The 13,183-nt window shown below is 74.0% G+C and carries 11 protein-coding genes; 3 read left to right on the top strand and 8 right to left on the bottom strand.

All coding sequences use genetic code 11. The features are described 5' to 3' along the window. Positions 1-8: 8 nt before the first annotated feature. The 6 genes from ACIQKA_RS01055 to ACIQKA_RS01030 all read right to left on the bottom strand — a co-directional run bounded on the left by ACIQKA_RS01055 (position 9) and on the right by ACIQKA_RS01030 (position 7,694). Positions 9-1,067 carry a BMP family protein gene (locus ACIQKA_RS01055; protein WP_383151176.1) on the bottom strand — a complete coding sequence of 353 codons (1,059 nt, stop codon included), beginning with the start codon at positions 1,065-1,067 and terminating at the stop codon, positions 9-11. Between the two features lie 462 nt (positions 1,068-1,529). Continuing rightward, entirely contained in the window at positions 1,530-2,756 is a 1,227-nt protein-coding gene (locus ACIQKA_RS01050; RefSeq protein WP_383151177.1) for an amidohydrolase, read from the bottom strand. 150 nt (positions 2,757-2,906) lie between these two features. Then, the gene (locus ACIQKA_RS01045; protein WP_383151178.1) at positions 2,907-4,040 is read right to left on the bottom strand and encodes a hypothetical protein; all 1,134 of its coding nucleotides are present in this window, start codon (positions 4,038-4,040) and stop codon (positions 2,907-2,909) included. Beyond that, positions 4,037-4,930 carry an N-acetylneuraminate synthase family protein gene (locus ACIQKA_RS01040; protein ID WP_383151179.1) on the bottom strand — a complete coding sequence of 298 codons (894 nt, stop codon included), beginning with the start codon at positions 4,928-4,930 and terminating at the stop codon, positions 4,037-4,039. The genes ACIQKA_RS01045 and ACIQKA_RS01040 overlap by 4 nt, the downstream gene beginning before the upstream one ends. Positions 4,931-4,941: 11 nt before the next feature. Beyond that, positions 4,942-6,405, bottom strand: a complete 1,464-nt coding sequence (locus ACIQKA_RS01035) for a cytidylyltransferase domain-containing protein (RefSeq protein WP_402539587.1) — start codon at positions 6,403-6,405, stop codon at positions 4,942-4,944. Beyond that, the gene (locus tag ACIQKA_RS01030; protein ID WP_383151181.1) at positions 6,405-7,694 is read right to left on the bottom strand and encodes a DUF6716 putative glycosyltransferase; all 1,290 of its coding nucleotides are present in this window, start codon (positions 7,692-7,694) and stop codon (positions 6,405-6,407) included. Before ACIQKA_RS01030 ends, ACIQKA_RS01035 begins: the two co-directional genes overlap by 1 nt. A gap of 220 nt (positions 7,695-7,914) precedes the next feature. Between ACIQKA_RS01030 and ACIQKA_RS01025 the strand changes: the two genes are divergently transcribed. Together ACIQKA_RS01025 and ACIQKA_RS01020 are read left to right on the top strand one after the other, a co-directional pair. Then, positions 7,915-8,991, top strand: coding sequence for a glycosyltransferase family 2 protein (locus ACIQKA_RS01025; RefSeq protein WP_402539586.1), 1,077 nt, complete (start codon positions 7,915-7,917; stop codon positions 8,989-8,991). Beyond that, positions 8,988-10,322, top strand: a complete 1,335-nt coding sequence (locus ACIQKA_RS01020) for a polysialyltransferase family glycosyltransferase (RefSeq protein ID WP_402539584.1) — start codon at positions 8,988-8,990, stop codon at positions 10,320-10,322. The genes ACIQKA_RS01025 and ACIQKA_RS01020 overlap by 4 nt, the downstream gene beginning before the upstream one ends. A 118-nt stretch (positions 10,323-10,440) precedes the next feature. Here ACIQKA_RS01020 and ACIQKA_RS01015 read toward each other — a convergent pair whose 3' ends face one another. Together ACIQKA_RS01015 and leuE are read right to left on the bottom strand one after the other, a co-directional pair. Beyond that, the gene (locus ACIQKA_RS01015) at positions 10,441-11,262 is read right to left on the bottom strand and encodes a MerR family transcriptional regulator (RefSeq protein WP_402539583.1); all 822 of its coding nucleotides are present in this window, start codon (positions 11,260-11,262) and stop codon (positions 10,441-10,443) included. 60 nt (positions 11,263-11,322) lie between these two features. Then, positions 11,323-11,979: a leucine efflux protein LeuE gene (gene leuE / locus ACIQKA_RS01010; RefSeq protein ID WP_383151185.1), complete on the bottom strand. Its 657-nt coding sequence runs from the start codon at positions 11,977-11,979 to the stop codon at positions 11,323-11,325. Positions 11,980-12,194: 215 nt separating this feature from the next. On the opposite strand from leuE, the gene ACIQKA_RS01005 reads away from it, so the two are divergent. Then, positions 12,195-13,145, top strand: coding sequence for a L,D-transpeptidase family protein (locus ACIQKA_RS01005; protein ID WP_402539582.1), 951 nt, complete (start codon positions 12,195-12,197; stop codon positions 13,143-13,145). Positions 13,146-13,183: the final 38 nt, after the last annotated feature.

The following is a 13,183-nucleotide window of genomic DNA, read 5'->3' as shown; positions in this document are numbered from 1 at the left end:
GCGGTTCCTTACGGAGCGGTCTTGACCGTGATCTTGCCGTCGACGATGTTCTTCTTCGCCTCGTTCACGGCGGCGATGACGTCGGTCATCTTCTTGTACTCCGGGTTGGACTCGGACAGGCCGACGCCGTCCTGGGCCAGGCCGTAGCGGATCTCGCCACTCTGCGGCTTGCCGTCCTTGACCGACTTGATCAGGTTGAAGACGGAGTCCGAGACGTCCTTGGTGACCGAGGTCAGGATGTGCTCCTTGTAGGAGGCCAGACCCGCCTGGTTGTACTGGTCGGAGTCGACGCCGATGGCCCACTTGTCCGCGGCGGCGGCGGCCTCGATCGAGCCCGAGCCGGCCAGACCGGCGGCGGCGTAGATCACGTCGGCGCCCTTGTCGAGCTGGCCCTGCGCGGCGGCCTTGCCGAGGTCGGGCTTGGAGAAGCCGTCGAAGTTCGGCGGCTGGGTCAGGTACTGGACGAGCACCTTCGCCTTGGGGTTGGTGTCCTTGACGCCCTGCGCGAAGCCCGCCTCGAACTTCTTGATCAGCGGGACCTCGACGCCGCCGATGAAGCCGACCGTGCCGGTCTTCGACGTCTTGGCGGCGGCGACGCCGGCCAGGTAGGAGCCCTGCTCCTCGTTGAAGACGAGGTTGGCGATGTTCGGGGCGGTCACCGAGGTGTCGTCGATGAGGCCGAACGTGGTCTTCGGGTAGGCCTTGGCGACCTTCGCGATGGCCGGGGCGTAGGCGAAGCCGACGCCGATGACCGGGTTGTTGCCGGCGCGGGCGAGGGCGGTGAGGCGCTGCACCTTGTCGGCGTCGCCCTCACCCTCCGACGGCTCGGCCTCCTTGCCCTTGACGCCGAGCTCGTCCTCGGCCTTCTTCAGGCCGGCGTAGGCGGCGTCGTTGAAGGACTGGTCGCCGCGGCCGCCGATGTCGTATGCGATGGCGGCCGTGATGTTCTTCGAGTCCGACGCGGAGCTGGAACCGGTGTCCGTCGAGGACTTGCCACACGCGGTGGCGGAGAGGGCGAGCGCCGCGGAGGCGATGCCCACGGTCGTGATCCTGGTGATCCGGCGCAAGAGGAGGGTCCCTTCAAGACTGACCGAAAGCGCCTCTTCCGGCGCTGGTTTCGCGGCGATCGTAACGCGCGTAGATGTCAGTTAAAGACCCGTTCATGAGTCGTTATCGGATCGTCGCGAACCGGCCGTGCGGGGCGACCGAGGGCGTTCGGCCCGGTACCGCCGGTTATACCGGCGGGGGCGCCCGGTGCGACAGGGGGCGCACGGGGGACACGCCGGGCGCTGGACCGTCCGGGGGAACGCGTGGGGCAACGGGTGGGCCGGACGGATGAGGGGTCCGTCCGGCCGGAAAGCATCGGTCGTGCGTACGGCCCGGCGGGCGGGCCGGGATCCGCTCGCCGCGCCGCCCGTGGGCCCTGGCCGTGCGCCTCGGGCCGTGGGCCGTACGGCCCGGACGGTGCGGTTCCCGGCCGGTGCGGTCCCCCGGCCCGTACGGGCCCGGCCCGCCGGCCGGGCCCGGGGTCAGGACTCCCGCTGCGGCGCGTCCGTGAGCAGGGCCGCCGCCGTGAAGAGCTCCACGGCCACCTCGATGGCGCTCTCGTCCACGTCGAAGTCGCCGGCGTGCAGGTCGCGGACGCGGGTGTCGCCGGGGACGCGGACGCCCAGACGGGCCATGGCGCCGGGGACGTGCTCCAGGTACCAGGAGAAGTCCTCGCCGCCGAGGCTCTGCTCGGTGTCCTCGACCGCGTGCACCCCGCGCCGGGCGGTCATGGCGTCGCGGAGCAGCTCGGCGACGGCCGCGTCGTTGACGACCGGGGGGACGCCCCGGACGTAGGTGACGGTCGACTTGGCCCGGTGCAGGGCCGCGATCTCGTCGATCGCCGCGTGCACCAGGTCGGGCGCGTCGCGCCAGGCCGGCAGGTCGAGGCAGCGGACGGTGCCGGAGAGCTCGGCGTGCTGCGGGATGACGTTGGGGGCGTGGCCGGACTCGATGCGGCCCCAGGTGACCGAGAGGCCCGAGCGGGCGTCGACGCGGCGGGCCAGCACGGCGGGCACGTCGGTGGCGACGCGGGCGGCGGCGGTGACCAGGTCGGTGGTGAGGTGCGGCCGGGCGGTGTGGCCGCCGGGGCCGTCCAGGGTGACCTCCAGCCGGTCGCAGGCGGAGGTGATGGGACCGGCGCGCAGGCCGATCCTGCCCGCGTCGACCCTGGGGTCGCAGTGGACGGCGATGATCCGTCCGACGCCGTTCAGGGCGCCGGCCTCGACGACGTCGACGGCGCCGCCGGGCAGGACCTCCTCGGCGGGCTGGAAGATCAGCCGCACGGCGTTGGGCAGGAGCCCCTGCCGGTCGAGCTCGGCGAGGACCAGGCCCGCGCCGAGGACGGAGGTCGTGTGGACGTCGTGTCCGCACGCGTGGGCGCGGTTGGCCACGGTGGAGCGGTAGGCGACGGTCTTGACGTCCGGGATGGGGAGCGCGTCGAGGTCGGCCCGGATCGCCAGCATGGGCCGGCCCGGGTCCGGCGTGCCGATGTCACAGATGAGCCCGGTGCCGGCCGGAAGGACCTCCGGCGCGAGCCCGGCCGCCTCCAGGCGGGCCTTGAGCGCGGCGGTCGTACGGAACTCCTGCTTCCCGAGCTCGGGGTGCATGTGCAAGTCCCTGCGGAACATGATCAGTTCGTCGCGCAGGGTTGCGGGCAGCTTTCCGGGCAGAGTGGCGGAGCCTGGCTCACGGGACTTCAACTGGTTCACCTTTTGAAGGGTAGGCCTTCGAGGCGGTCAACTGCCCGTTGATCACGAAAAGTTCAACCCGTTAGGGGAAAGAACCTCGATTTTCCGGGCTTAGCGACCACCCCGTGTGGGTATCCTCACCCGATTGCCCCGTGCGGGCGGCGGGAAACATCATCCGAACTCCAGCCGGTCGACGCCGGGGGTCCCGCGCGCGGTGAGCCGGTCGACCTCGCGGGCCGCCGTCCCCGTGACACCGGACAGGAAGCCCTGCGCGCGCGGCGAGGCGGTCGCCCGCAGCCACTCGGGCGCGACCTCGCAGACGGCGACCCGCACGCCCGTGCCGGCCAGGGCCAGCGGCAGGGTGTGCACGACCGTGGACGGGAAGCTGACGATCGTGCGGCCGACCGGGCCGCGCCGGGCCACCAGCTCCAGGGGCAGCTCGGGCCGGACCACCTGGAGGCCCGTCTCGACGGCTATCCGGTGCAGCTTCTCGGCGCTCTCCCTGCGGTGCGCGAAGTAGCGGGTGGCGCCGTGCGCACGGGCGAGCTCGCCGACCACGCGCGCGTAGTGGTCGGCGTCGACCACCCCGGTCTCCACCAGCGAGGTGCCGACCAGGTCCGCGCCGCCGGTGAGCAGCGGCGGGCCGAAGCGGGCGCGGGTCCAGGCGTAGGAGTTCTCCGTGACCTCGACGCCCTCCGGGGCCTCGACCGGCAGCGAGGTGAAGATCTCGACCGTGCGGCCCCGGACCGGGGCGAGCCGGCGCCGGGCCAGGGTGGTCACGGGGGCGAGGACCAGCTCGCGCGGGCCCAGGCCGCCCTTGCGGTGCCAGCGGACCAGGCGCTCGCCGCGGCCGAGCTGGGCGGCGAACTCCATGGTCGCGGTGCCGTCGTCGACCACGGTCAGGTGCCGGGGGCCGAAGAGGGTCAGGAGGAGCTGGACGTACCGGGAGAACGGGTCCCCGATGATCACCCGTTCCGCCGAGCGCAGCGGCCCGGCGAGCCGCCGCAGGGTGCGGACGAGGGCGCCCCGGCCGCCGCGGGCCTCCTGCCAGTGGACGGCGAGGCCCTCGTCGCGGGCCAGCTGGGCCATCCGGCGCAGCTGGCCCCGCGACATGGGGTCGGTCGGCGAGAGGACGACGACCGCGAGGGGGGCTGGCGCGGTGCTGGACGCCGTGACGGGTGCGGGCGCCCCGGCGCCGGGCGCCGGGCCCGTGCCGGGGGTCCGGGCCGGGGCCCGGGTGTGCGCCCACTCCAGGACGTTGAGGAGCTGGACCGGGCTCTCGACGAACGCCAGCTGCCCGGTCATGAGGCGACGGCGCCCTGGACCCGGCGGAGCTTCTTCATCGGGCCGAGCTCCGACTCGTACACCTTCTTGACCCCGTCGCCGAGGGCCGTCTCGATGGTGCGGATGTCGCGGACCAGGCGCGTCAGGCCCTGGGGCTCGACGGAGGCGGCCTGGTCGGAGCCCCACATGGCGCGGTCGAGGGTGATGTGGCGCTCGACGAAGACGGCGCCGAGGGCGACGGCGGCCAGGGTGGTCTGGAGGCCGGTCTCGTGGCCGGAGTAGCCGATCGGGACGTTCGGGTACTCCTCCCGGAGCGTCTGGATGACGCGCAGGTTCAGCTCCTCGGCCTTGGCCGGGTAGGTCGAGGTGGCGTGGCAGAGGAGGATGTTGTCGCTGCCGAGGACCTCCACGGCGTGCCGGATCTGCTTCGGCGTCGACATGCCGGTGGAGAGGATGACGGTGCGGCCGGTGGAGCGCAGCTCGCGCAGCAGCTCGTCGTCGGTGAGGGAGGCGGAGGCGACCTTGTGGGCGGGGACGTCGAACTTCTCCAGGAAGGCGACGGCCTCGGTGTCCCAAGGGGAGGCGAACCAGTCGATGCCGCGCTCCTTGCAGTGCGCGTCGATGGCCCGGTACTCCTCCTCGCCGAACTCCACGCGGTGGCGGTAGTCGATGTAGGTCATGCGGCCCCAGGGGGTGTCCCGCTCGATGTCCCACTGGTCGCGCGGGGTGCAGATCTCGGGGGTGCGCTTCTGGAACTTGACCGCGTCGCAGCCGGCCTCGGCGGCGACGTCGATCAGGGCGAGGGCGTTGTCCAGCTCGCCGTTGTGGTTGATGCCGATCTCGCCGGTGACGTAGACGGGCTGCCCGGGGCCGGCGGTCTTGGTGCCGAGGGTGCGGAGACGGGTGCTCATGGTGCGGGTCCTTAGGGTTCGGTGGTGGTGCGTGCGGGGGTCGTCCGTGCGGCGGTGGCACGTGCGGGGGCGTCGAGTTCGGGTCCGAGGAGCCAGGCGGCGATCTCGCGGACCGCTCCGGCGCCGCCCGGGGTGACGGTGACCGCGCGGGCCGCGGCCCGTACGGAGTCGTGGGCGCTGCTCACCGCGACGGGCCAGCCGACGAGGTGGAAGCAGGGCAGGTCGTTGACGTCGTTGCCGGCGTAGAGGACGCGCTGCGGGTCGATGCCCTCGGCCTCGCACCACTCCTTGAGGGCCCGGTCCTTGCGGTCGATGCCGTGCAGGACGGGGATGCGGAGCTTGCGGGCGCGGGCGGCGACGACGGCGTTCTGCTCGGTGGAGAGGATGAGGACGGGGAGTCCGGCGCGGCGCAGGGCGGCGATGCCGAGGCCGTCGCCGCGGTGCGCGGAGACGAACTCGCGCCCCTCGGCGTCGAGGTGGACCCGGTCGTCGGTCTGGGTGCCGTCGAAGTCCAGGACCACCGCGTCCACGTCGGCGAGGCCGGGGGTGGCGGGCGCGTCCAGGAGCGGGGCGAGGGCCTTGGCGCGGGCCAGGTCGTGCGGGTCGTCGATCTCCAGGACCCGGGCGGGGTCGGTGGCGACGAGCGCGGTGCGGCCGAAGAAGCGGTGCCGGTGGGTGCGGAAGCCGGGTGCGGCCATGGCGTAGACGGCGCCGGTCTCCAGGTACTCGGGCTCCCGGTCCTGGCGGCGGGGGCGGTGCGCCCTGTCGTGGTTGACGCCCTCGGCGCCCTCCGCCGTCTCGCGCCAGAGGAAGCCGTGCGACGGGGCGGCCGTGAAGGCCGTGTCGGCGGCGCCGGAGAGGATCCGGCCGGCGGTCTCGGCGACCTCGGCGGAGGTGAGGAAGGGGCTGGTGCACTGGACGAGGAGGACCACGTCGGCGGCGCGGCCGCGGGTGGCCTCGAAGGCGTCCATGGCGTGCAGGACGGCGGCCTCGCTGGTGGCGGTGTCGCCCGCGATCGCGGCGGGGCGGTGCACGGCCTCGGCGCCGGCGGCGCGGGCGGCGGCCGCGATGGCGGGGTCGTCGGTGGAGACCACGACGTGGGTGACGGGGCGGGCGCCGAGGCAGGCGCGGACGGCGCGGCCGACCAGCGGGACGCCGGCGACCGGGGCGAGGTTCTTGGCGGGCACGCCCTTGGAGCCGCCCCGGGCGGGGATCACGGCGAGCACGACGGGCGCGGAGCCCGCGGGGGCGGTCGCGGCGGGAGCGGTTCCGGGGGTGACGGTCCCGGAGGCGGGGGCGGCGGTCCCGGAAGCAGGTACGGCGGCCCCGGGGGCGGGTACGGCGGCCCCGGGGGCGGGTGCGGCGGCCCCGGGCGCGGGAGCGGCGGCCCCGGAAGCAGGTACGGCGGCCCCGGGCGCGGGAGCGGCGGTCCCGGAAGCAGGTATGGCGGTCCCGGGGGCGGGTGCGGCGGTCATCAGAGTTCTCCCAGGCGGCGGATGACGGGGGCGACGCGCTGCACGCCGTGGCGGTACGCGCCCCGCGCGGCCTCCCGGACGATCCGGCGGAGCCCGCTCTCGCGGGGCTCCGGCGCGGTGACGTCCAGGCGGTGGCGGGCGAGGATCCCGGGCAGGTAGCCGGGGGCCGTCTCCGCGGTGTAGTAGGGGCTGATCGGGGGGAGTCCGGGCCGTGCCAGGAGGGCGTCGACCCGGTCACGGGCCGCGTCGAAGGCCTCCTCGTACGAGCCGTCGGAGGCGACTCCCTGGCGGGCGAGCCAGGTCTCGTCGGGCGTCGGCGCGCTCCCCCCGTCGAGCCGGTCGAAGGAGGTCAGTAGGCCGGAGCCGACGAAGTGGTGGTTGCCGAGCGCCTCGCGGACCCCGAGGTCGGTGAGGACCGCGGTGGGGATCCGGCGGTGCAGGGCTTCGAGGGCGGCCGTCGAGGAGACGGTGACCAGGAGGTCGGTGCGGTCCAGGACCTCGCCCATGTGCCCGTACACGAGACGGAAGTTGTCCGGCGGGTCGAGCTCGCGCACCAGCTTCTGGAACGGGAACTCCTCCAGGTGCGTGGTGTGTTCGCCGGGCTTGGAGCGGAGCTTGAGGAGCACCTCGCGGTCCGGGTGGAGCCGGGCGTGCCCGATCAGCCGCCGCAGCACGTAGGCGCGTTCGGCGCGGGTGGCGGGCACGGAGGGCTGTGCGGCGAAGACCAGGGTGTCGCGGCCGGCGGCGGGGGCGTACGGGGCGCCGCCGAGGAAGGGCAGCGCCGCCTCCACGACCGGTCCGGCGTCCGCGCCCACCCCTTCGTACACGGCGCGGAAGCGCTCGGCGTCGTGGCGGGAGTTGGCGAGGACGACGTCGGCGCCGTGGCGCAGCAGGAGGCCGTCGGTCAGCTTCTCGTAGACGACCCCGACGTAGCCGGTGACGATCACGGGCCGCCGCTCCAGGCCCAGGTCGGCCAGGCCCTGGAGGACGGCCCGGACGGTGCCGCCGACGAGGGCGAGGACGAGGACGTCGTATCCCTCGCCGCGCGCCTCCGCGTCCCGTACGGCGCGCAGGAACTCCGCGCCCGTCACCTCGCGGGGGGCGTCCGCGGACACCCCGGTCTCGGCGAGCTGGCGGGCGGTGGGGGTGGCGCGTCCGCGCAGGACGAAGCCGGTGGGTTCGGCGGCCGTCGCCGTGATGCGGCGCGCGGTGAGGGCGCCCCATTTCCACCGGGTGTCGGAGTCGGCGAGTACGGCGGTCCGTATCGCTTCTCGGGTACGTGATGGCACGTCGAGGACGCTAGAAGGGCATTCCGCTTTCCGGCCCAACTGAGCCACAACAACCGGTGAACAGAGCCTCTCCGCCTGCTGAAGCGGGTCGGCATCCGGTCGCCCGGGGCCGGATCTCCCCCTTTCCGCAAAGGCGATTAATCGGCCCGCCGCTTGGTGTTCACCGGACGTCCTCCCGGCGGTCGGGGGGAATGCCGGGCCGGCGCCTAGCGTCGGCCGCGTGGTCAAGCTCTCCGTCGTCGTGCCGTTCTTCAACGTGCAGACATACGCCCCCGACACCCTCACGAGCCTGCGGGCCAACGCCCGGGAGGACTTCGAGTTCCTGCTCGTCGACGACTGCTCGTCGGACGCGACCCCGGAGCTCCTCGAACGGGCCGCGCGCGAGATCCCGGGCGCCGTCCTGCTCCGGCACGCGCGCAACGAGGGCCTCGCCACGGCCCGGAACACCGGGCTCGACGCCGCCCGCGGCGAGTACGTCGCCTTCCTCGACGGGGACGACTGGCTCGCTCCCGGCCACTACTCCCGCCTCGTCGCCGCCGCCGAGGAGCTGGGCTGCGACTTCCTGCGCACCGACCACGTCTCGGTGACCGGCCGCGAGCGCGGGGTGCGCCGGGCGCCGGTCCCCCGGCGCGGCGAGGTGCTGCGCCCGAGGGACGCGATCCTGCCGTCGCACCGGACGACCTCGGTCGACTACCCGTACGCCTGGGCCGGGATCTACCACCGGCGGCTCCTCGACCGGGGTCTGCTGCACTTCACGCACGGGCTGCGGACGGCCGAGGACCGGCCGTGGATCTGGCGGCTGCACCGCGAGGCGGAATCGTTCGCGGCCATCGGCGAACTCGGCGTCTTCTACCGTCGCGGAGTGGCGACCTCCCTCACGCAGATCGGCGACGTCCGGCAATTGGATTTCATCCGCGCATTCGACCAGGTGGTCGAGGAAACGGCGCGGGACCGGGACGCGGAACTCCTCCTCCCGAAAGCCGTGCGCACCTATTGCGCGGTGATCTCCCACCACGTCGGTTCGATCGGAAGGTTCGAGCCGGACGTGGCGCGGCAATTGCGGGCGATGAGCGCAGGCGCGCTGCGGCGGATGCCGCAGGACGTCCTCGACGAGGCCCTGACGGCGATGGGCGGGGACCGCGCGGCGCTGCTGCGCAGGCTGCGCAGGCGCAGGCCGGCACCACCGCCCGCGCCCACGGACGGCCCCGGACCCTCCTCCCCGAACCAGAACCAGAACGCGAACCCGGACCAGAGCCCGAAGCCGGACCAGAGCCCGAAGCCTGAGGTGGCCGCGTGAGCACCCGTACGCGCCCCCGCCGCACCACCCAGATCTTCTGCGCCTCCACCCTCTACGGGGCGGTGACGATCGCCGCCGCGATCGACAGCGGCCGCTTCGGCCCCGCCGACCGCCGGATCCTCCTGGTCACCGACAACGCGCCCGTGCCGGAGACGACGCCCTCCCTCGACGAGGCCGAGGGCTTCGCGCGGCTGCGCGGCCGCTTCGACTCCGTCCTCTCCTGGAACGAGGTGATCTTCCCGCTCCACCCGGGCGGCTGGACCCCGCGCGCGAGCGACCTCCCGCTCCTCCAGCGCCATCTGCGCAGGATCTGGGAGCTCGGTGACGACCGGGTCGAACTGGCCCTGGAGTCGATCCAGGTGACGCCCGCGCTCGCGATCGCCCAGCTGCTCCCCGAGGCGTCGATCACGGTGTACGCGGACGGGCTGATGAGCTACGGGCCGACCCGCAACAAGATCGACCCGCTGATCGGCGGGCGCGTGTCCCGGCTGCTCCACCTGGACCTGGTGCCCGGCCTCGCGCCGCTGCTCCTCGGGGAGTTCGGGGCGGTGCCGGAGGCCGTGCCGGCCGAGGCGTTCACGAAGTGCGTCGAGGAGCTGGCGGGCCCGCCCTCGGGTCCTGCCCCGGCGGAGGGCCCGGCCCTGCTCCTGGGCCAGTACCTGGCGGCCCTGAACCTGCTGACCGCCGCCGAGGAGGAGGAGCTGCACCTGCGGATGGTGCGGGGCGCGGTCGCCCGGGGCCACCGTCGGCTCGTCTTCAAGCCGCACCCGACGGCCCCGGACGCCTGGTCGCGGAAGCTGGTGCGCGCGGCGGAGGAGCTGGGCGCGGAGCTGACGGTCGAGGACCGGCCGGTCCTCGCGGAGGTGCTCTACCGCGAGCTGCGGCCCGCCCTCGTCGTCGGCTGCTTCTCGACGGCGCTGCTGACCGCGCACACCTTCTACGGCCTGCCGGTCGCCCGGGTCGGCACCCGCCCCCTCCTGGAGCGGCTGACCCCGTTCCAGAACAGCAACCGGATCCCGCTCACGGTCGTGGACGCGGTCGTCCCGCCCCTCGGCGGCACGGAGGGCGACGGCGCCGGGATCGGTACGGAGGAGCTGAACGACCTGGTCGCGGCGGTCGGCTTCGCGATGCAGCCGAAGATCCGGCCGGAGCTGCGGACGGCGGCGGTGCGGCACCTGTCGGGGCCGGCCGCCGAGCGCACCCGGCACCACTTCACCCGCCGCCGCCTCACCGCCCTGGGCCTCCCCGGCGGCCTGCCCCTCCCCCGGCACCCGCAGGTCCGCCGGCTGGCCCGGCGGGCGCTGCGGCTGCGCGGGGCGCTGAAGAGATAGCCACCGCGGAGCGCCGGAGCCCGGGACCCGTGCGGGGGCCCCGGGCCCGGCGCGGGTGCGGGCCCGCGCGGGTGCCGCGACGCGTGCCCGGGCCCGGACACGCGCTGCCGGTCCGCGCTCAGGCGCGGACGACCGGCTCCTGGAGTTCGGTCACCCAGCGCGCCCGGTCCTCCGGGCACTCCAGGTACAGCTCGCGGGCGTACCCGGCGGAGGCGTAGCCGTTGGCGTCGATCCAGGACGCCAGGGTCTGCGCGGTCGGCAGGACGTCGTCCATCGCGCCGTGGTGGACGACGGTCGCCGCCTCCTCGATGCCGGGCAGGACGTGCACGAGGACGCCCTCCGCCTCCGTCCCCTCCGGGACGGTCGTGCCCGCGTGGACGACGACCGAGCCGTCGCCCCGGCCCGCGTCCTCGTAGTACGCGACGCCCGGGCCGAAGCCGGTGACGCCCGCGCCTTCGAGCCGGCCGCACAGCTCCTCGTACAGCGGGCCGATGACGGGGGAGACGTCCTGCGGGCCGAAGCCCGCCGCGACCGCGCTCAGTTCGGCGATCCGGACGGCGGGGATCTTCTTGAGGACGACTTCCTGGGTGGACATGTGTCCCTCGCTCTCGATGGCACGGAGCCGCGCGCCGACCCGGTCGAGCCGGGTCCGCGCCTCCGCCAGGGCCGTTTCGAGTTCGGCCTGGCGCAGGCGCAGCATGCCCCGCAGCTCGTGCGCGTCGATCCGCTCCTCCAGGACGGCCCCCACCTGTTCCAGGGTGAAGCCGAGGTCCTTGAGGGCGATGACGCGGTTGAGCCGGGCGAGCTGGTCCGCCGCGTAGAAGCGGTAGCCCGTGTGCGGGTCGACCCGGGCCGGGCGCAGCAGTCCGACGGCGTCGTAGTGACGCAGCATCCGGACCGACACCCGCCCGTGCCGGGCGAAGTCTCCGATGGTGAACATGACGCCCCCTACGGAACGGCCTCACACGGTGTGAGGGTCAACCGGTGCCGGCGGACGGGGTCAGGCGGCGCTGCTGAGCGAGAGCTTCGCGGCGAAGCCGAGGAAGAGGGCGCCGGCCGCCGAGGTCGCCCCGGCGGAGAGGCGCCGGCGGCGGCGGAAGGCGGCGGCGAGGCGGGTGCCGCCGAAGATGAGGGTCGTGAGGTAGAGGAAGCTGCCGAGCTGGAGCAGGACGCCGAGGACCAGGAAGGAGAGCGCCGGGTAGGCGTAGCCCGGGTCCACGAACTGCACGAAGAAGGAGATCAGGAAGAGGATCGCCTTCGGGTTGAAGAGGCTGATGATCAGCGCGCGCCGGTACGGGTGCTCGGCGGGGGCCGCCGGGGCGCCCTCCGGCTCCTCCTCGGGCGCCTCCCCGCGCGAGCGCCACATCGACCACGCGGCCCGCAGCATCCCGTACGCCATCCAGGCCAGGTATCCGGCGCCCGCGTACTTCACGATCGTGAAGAGGACCGGGGTGGTCCGGAGCAGGGAGGCCGCGCCGAGGGCGGCCAGGGTCATGAGGACCGCGTCGCCGGTGAAGACGCCGGCGACGGCCTTGTAGCCGGTCCGGGTGCCCTTGCGGGCGGCGACGGACAGGACGTAGAGCGAGTTCGGTCCGGGCAGGAGGATGATGAGGACGAGCCCGGCGAGGTAGGTCGGCAGATCGGTGACACCCAGCATGGCCGGAGTGTCGCACGCGCATGCGGTGTTCCGCCCCCGTGTTTCGCATCGCGGAAGACCGGCACGCGCCGGCCGGGACGCGGGCGCCGCCCCCGGCGGAAGAGGGGGTTCACCACTTCGTGATGTCCGGAGGGGCCTTTTCCGGCCGCGGTGCGCAACCACCCGCGTGCGGGAAGCATCCCCCTACGTACAGACGAGTTTCCCGGGGGGCAACGATGAAGCGGTCTTCGGCCGTGGTGCGCAGAGTGGTGCTGGCAGCGGTCTCGGTGGCGCTCGCCGCGGGCTGTACGGCCCAGGCGGCCGGTCCGGTGAGCGGCTCCGCGACCCCCTCGGGCAGCGCCTCGGCGAAGCCCTCGGCATCGGCGTCCGGGTCCGCGTCGGAGTCCGCGTCGCCGTCCGCGTCGCCGTCCGCGTCGGAGTCGGGCTCCGCCACCCCCGAGGCCTCTCCCACGGCCGACGGCAAGGCGCCGTCCTCCTCCCCCTCCTTCCCCACGGCGGACCCCTCGGACTCCGCCTCCGCCGGGACGCCGGGCTCCCCGGTCCTCATGAAGGACGGGGACGAGAACGAGCAGGTGCGCGAGCTCCAGGCGCGGCTGCGGCAGCTCAAGCACTTCGACCGCGCGCCCACCGGCTTCTACGGGTCGATGACGGCGCGCTCGGTGAAGTCCTTCCAGGAGAAGCAGGGGCTGGCCGGCACCGGCTCGGTCGACGGGACCACCTGGCAGCGGCTGCTCGGCGCCAGCCGGAAGCCCACCGCCGACGAGCTGAAGCCGTCGACCACCAACGCGCTCGACGCCCCGGTGCCGGCGTGCATGACCGGCCGGGTGCTCTGCATCAGCAAGGAGAGCCGCACCCTCGCCTGGATGATCGACGGCAAGGTCGTCTCGTCGATGGACGTGCGCTTCGGCTCGGAGAACACCCCGACCCGCGAGGGCACGTTCAGCGTGGGCTGGAAGGCCCGCGAGTGGACGTCGACGATCTACCACACGCCCATGCCGTACGCGATGTTCTTCAGCGGCGGCCAGGCCGTGCACTACTCGTCGGACTTCGCGGCCCGCGGGTACGCCGGGGCCTCGCACGGCTGCGTCAACGTCCGGGACCGGGCCAAGCTCGCGGCCCTCTTCGACCAGGTGAAGGTCGGCGACAAGGTCGTCGTCCACTGGTAGGCCCGGGAGCCCGGGAAGGAAAGGGCGCGGGTGGGACC

It is taken from the genome of Streptomyces sp. NPDC092045, from assembly GCF_044756005.1.
Classification (GTDB): domain Bacteria; phylum Actinomycetota; class Actinomycetes; order Streptomycetales; family Streptomycetaceae; genus Streptomyces.
This window is presented reverse-complemented; position numbering and strand designations above follow the sequence as displayed.

Bases quoted from the DNA above. Each gene is read 5' to 3' on its own strand.
- ACIQKA_RS01005 (WP_402539582.1), top strand. From the start codon at position 12,195: ATGAAGCGGTCTTCGGCCGTGGTGCGCAGAGTGGTGCTGGCAGCGGTC.
- leuE (WP_383151185.1), bottom strand. From the start codon at position 11,979: ATGCTGGGTGTCACCGATCTGCCGACCTACCTCGCCGGGCTCGTCCTC.
- ACIQKA_RS01045 (WP_383151178.1), bottom strand. From the start codon at position 4,040: ATGACCGGGCAGCTGGCGTTCGTCGAGAGCCCGGTCCAGCTCCTCAAC.
- ACIQKA_RS01040 (WP_383151179.1), bottom strand. From the start codon at position 4,930: ATGAGCACCCGTCTCCGCACCCTCGGCACCAAGACCGCCGGCCCCGGG.
- ACIQKA_RS01035 (WP_402539587.1), bottom strand. From the start codon at position 6,405: ATGACCGCCGCACCCGCCCCCGGGACCGCCATACCTGCTTCCGGGACC.
- ACIQKA_RS01015 (WP_402539583.1), bottom strand. From the start codon at position 11,262: ATGTTCACCATCGGAGACTTCGCCCGGCACGGGCGGGTGTCGGTCCGG.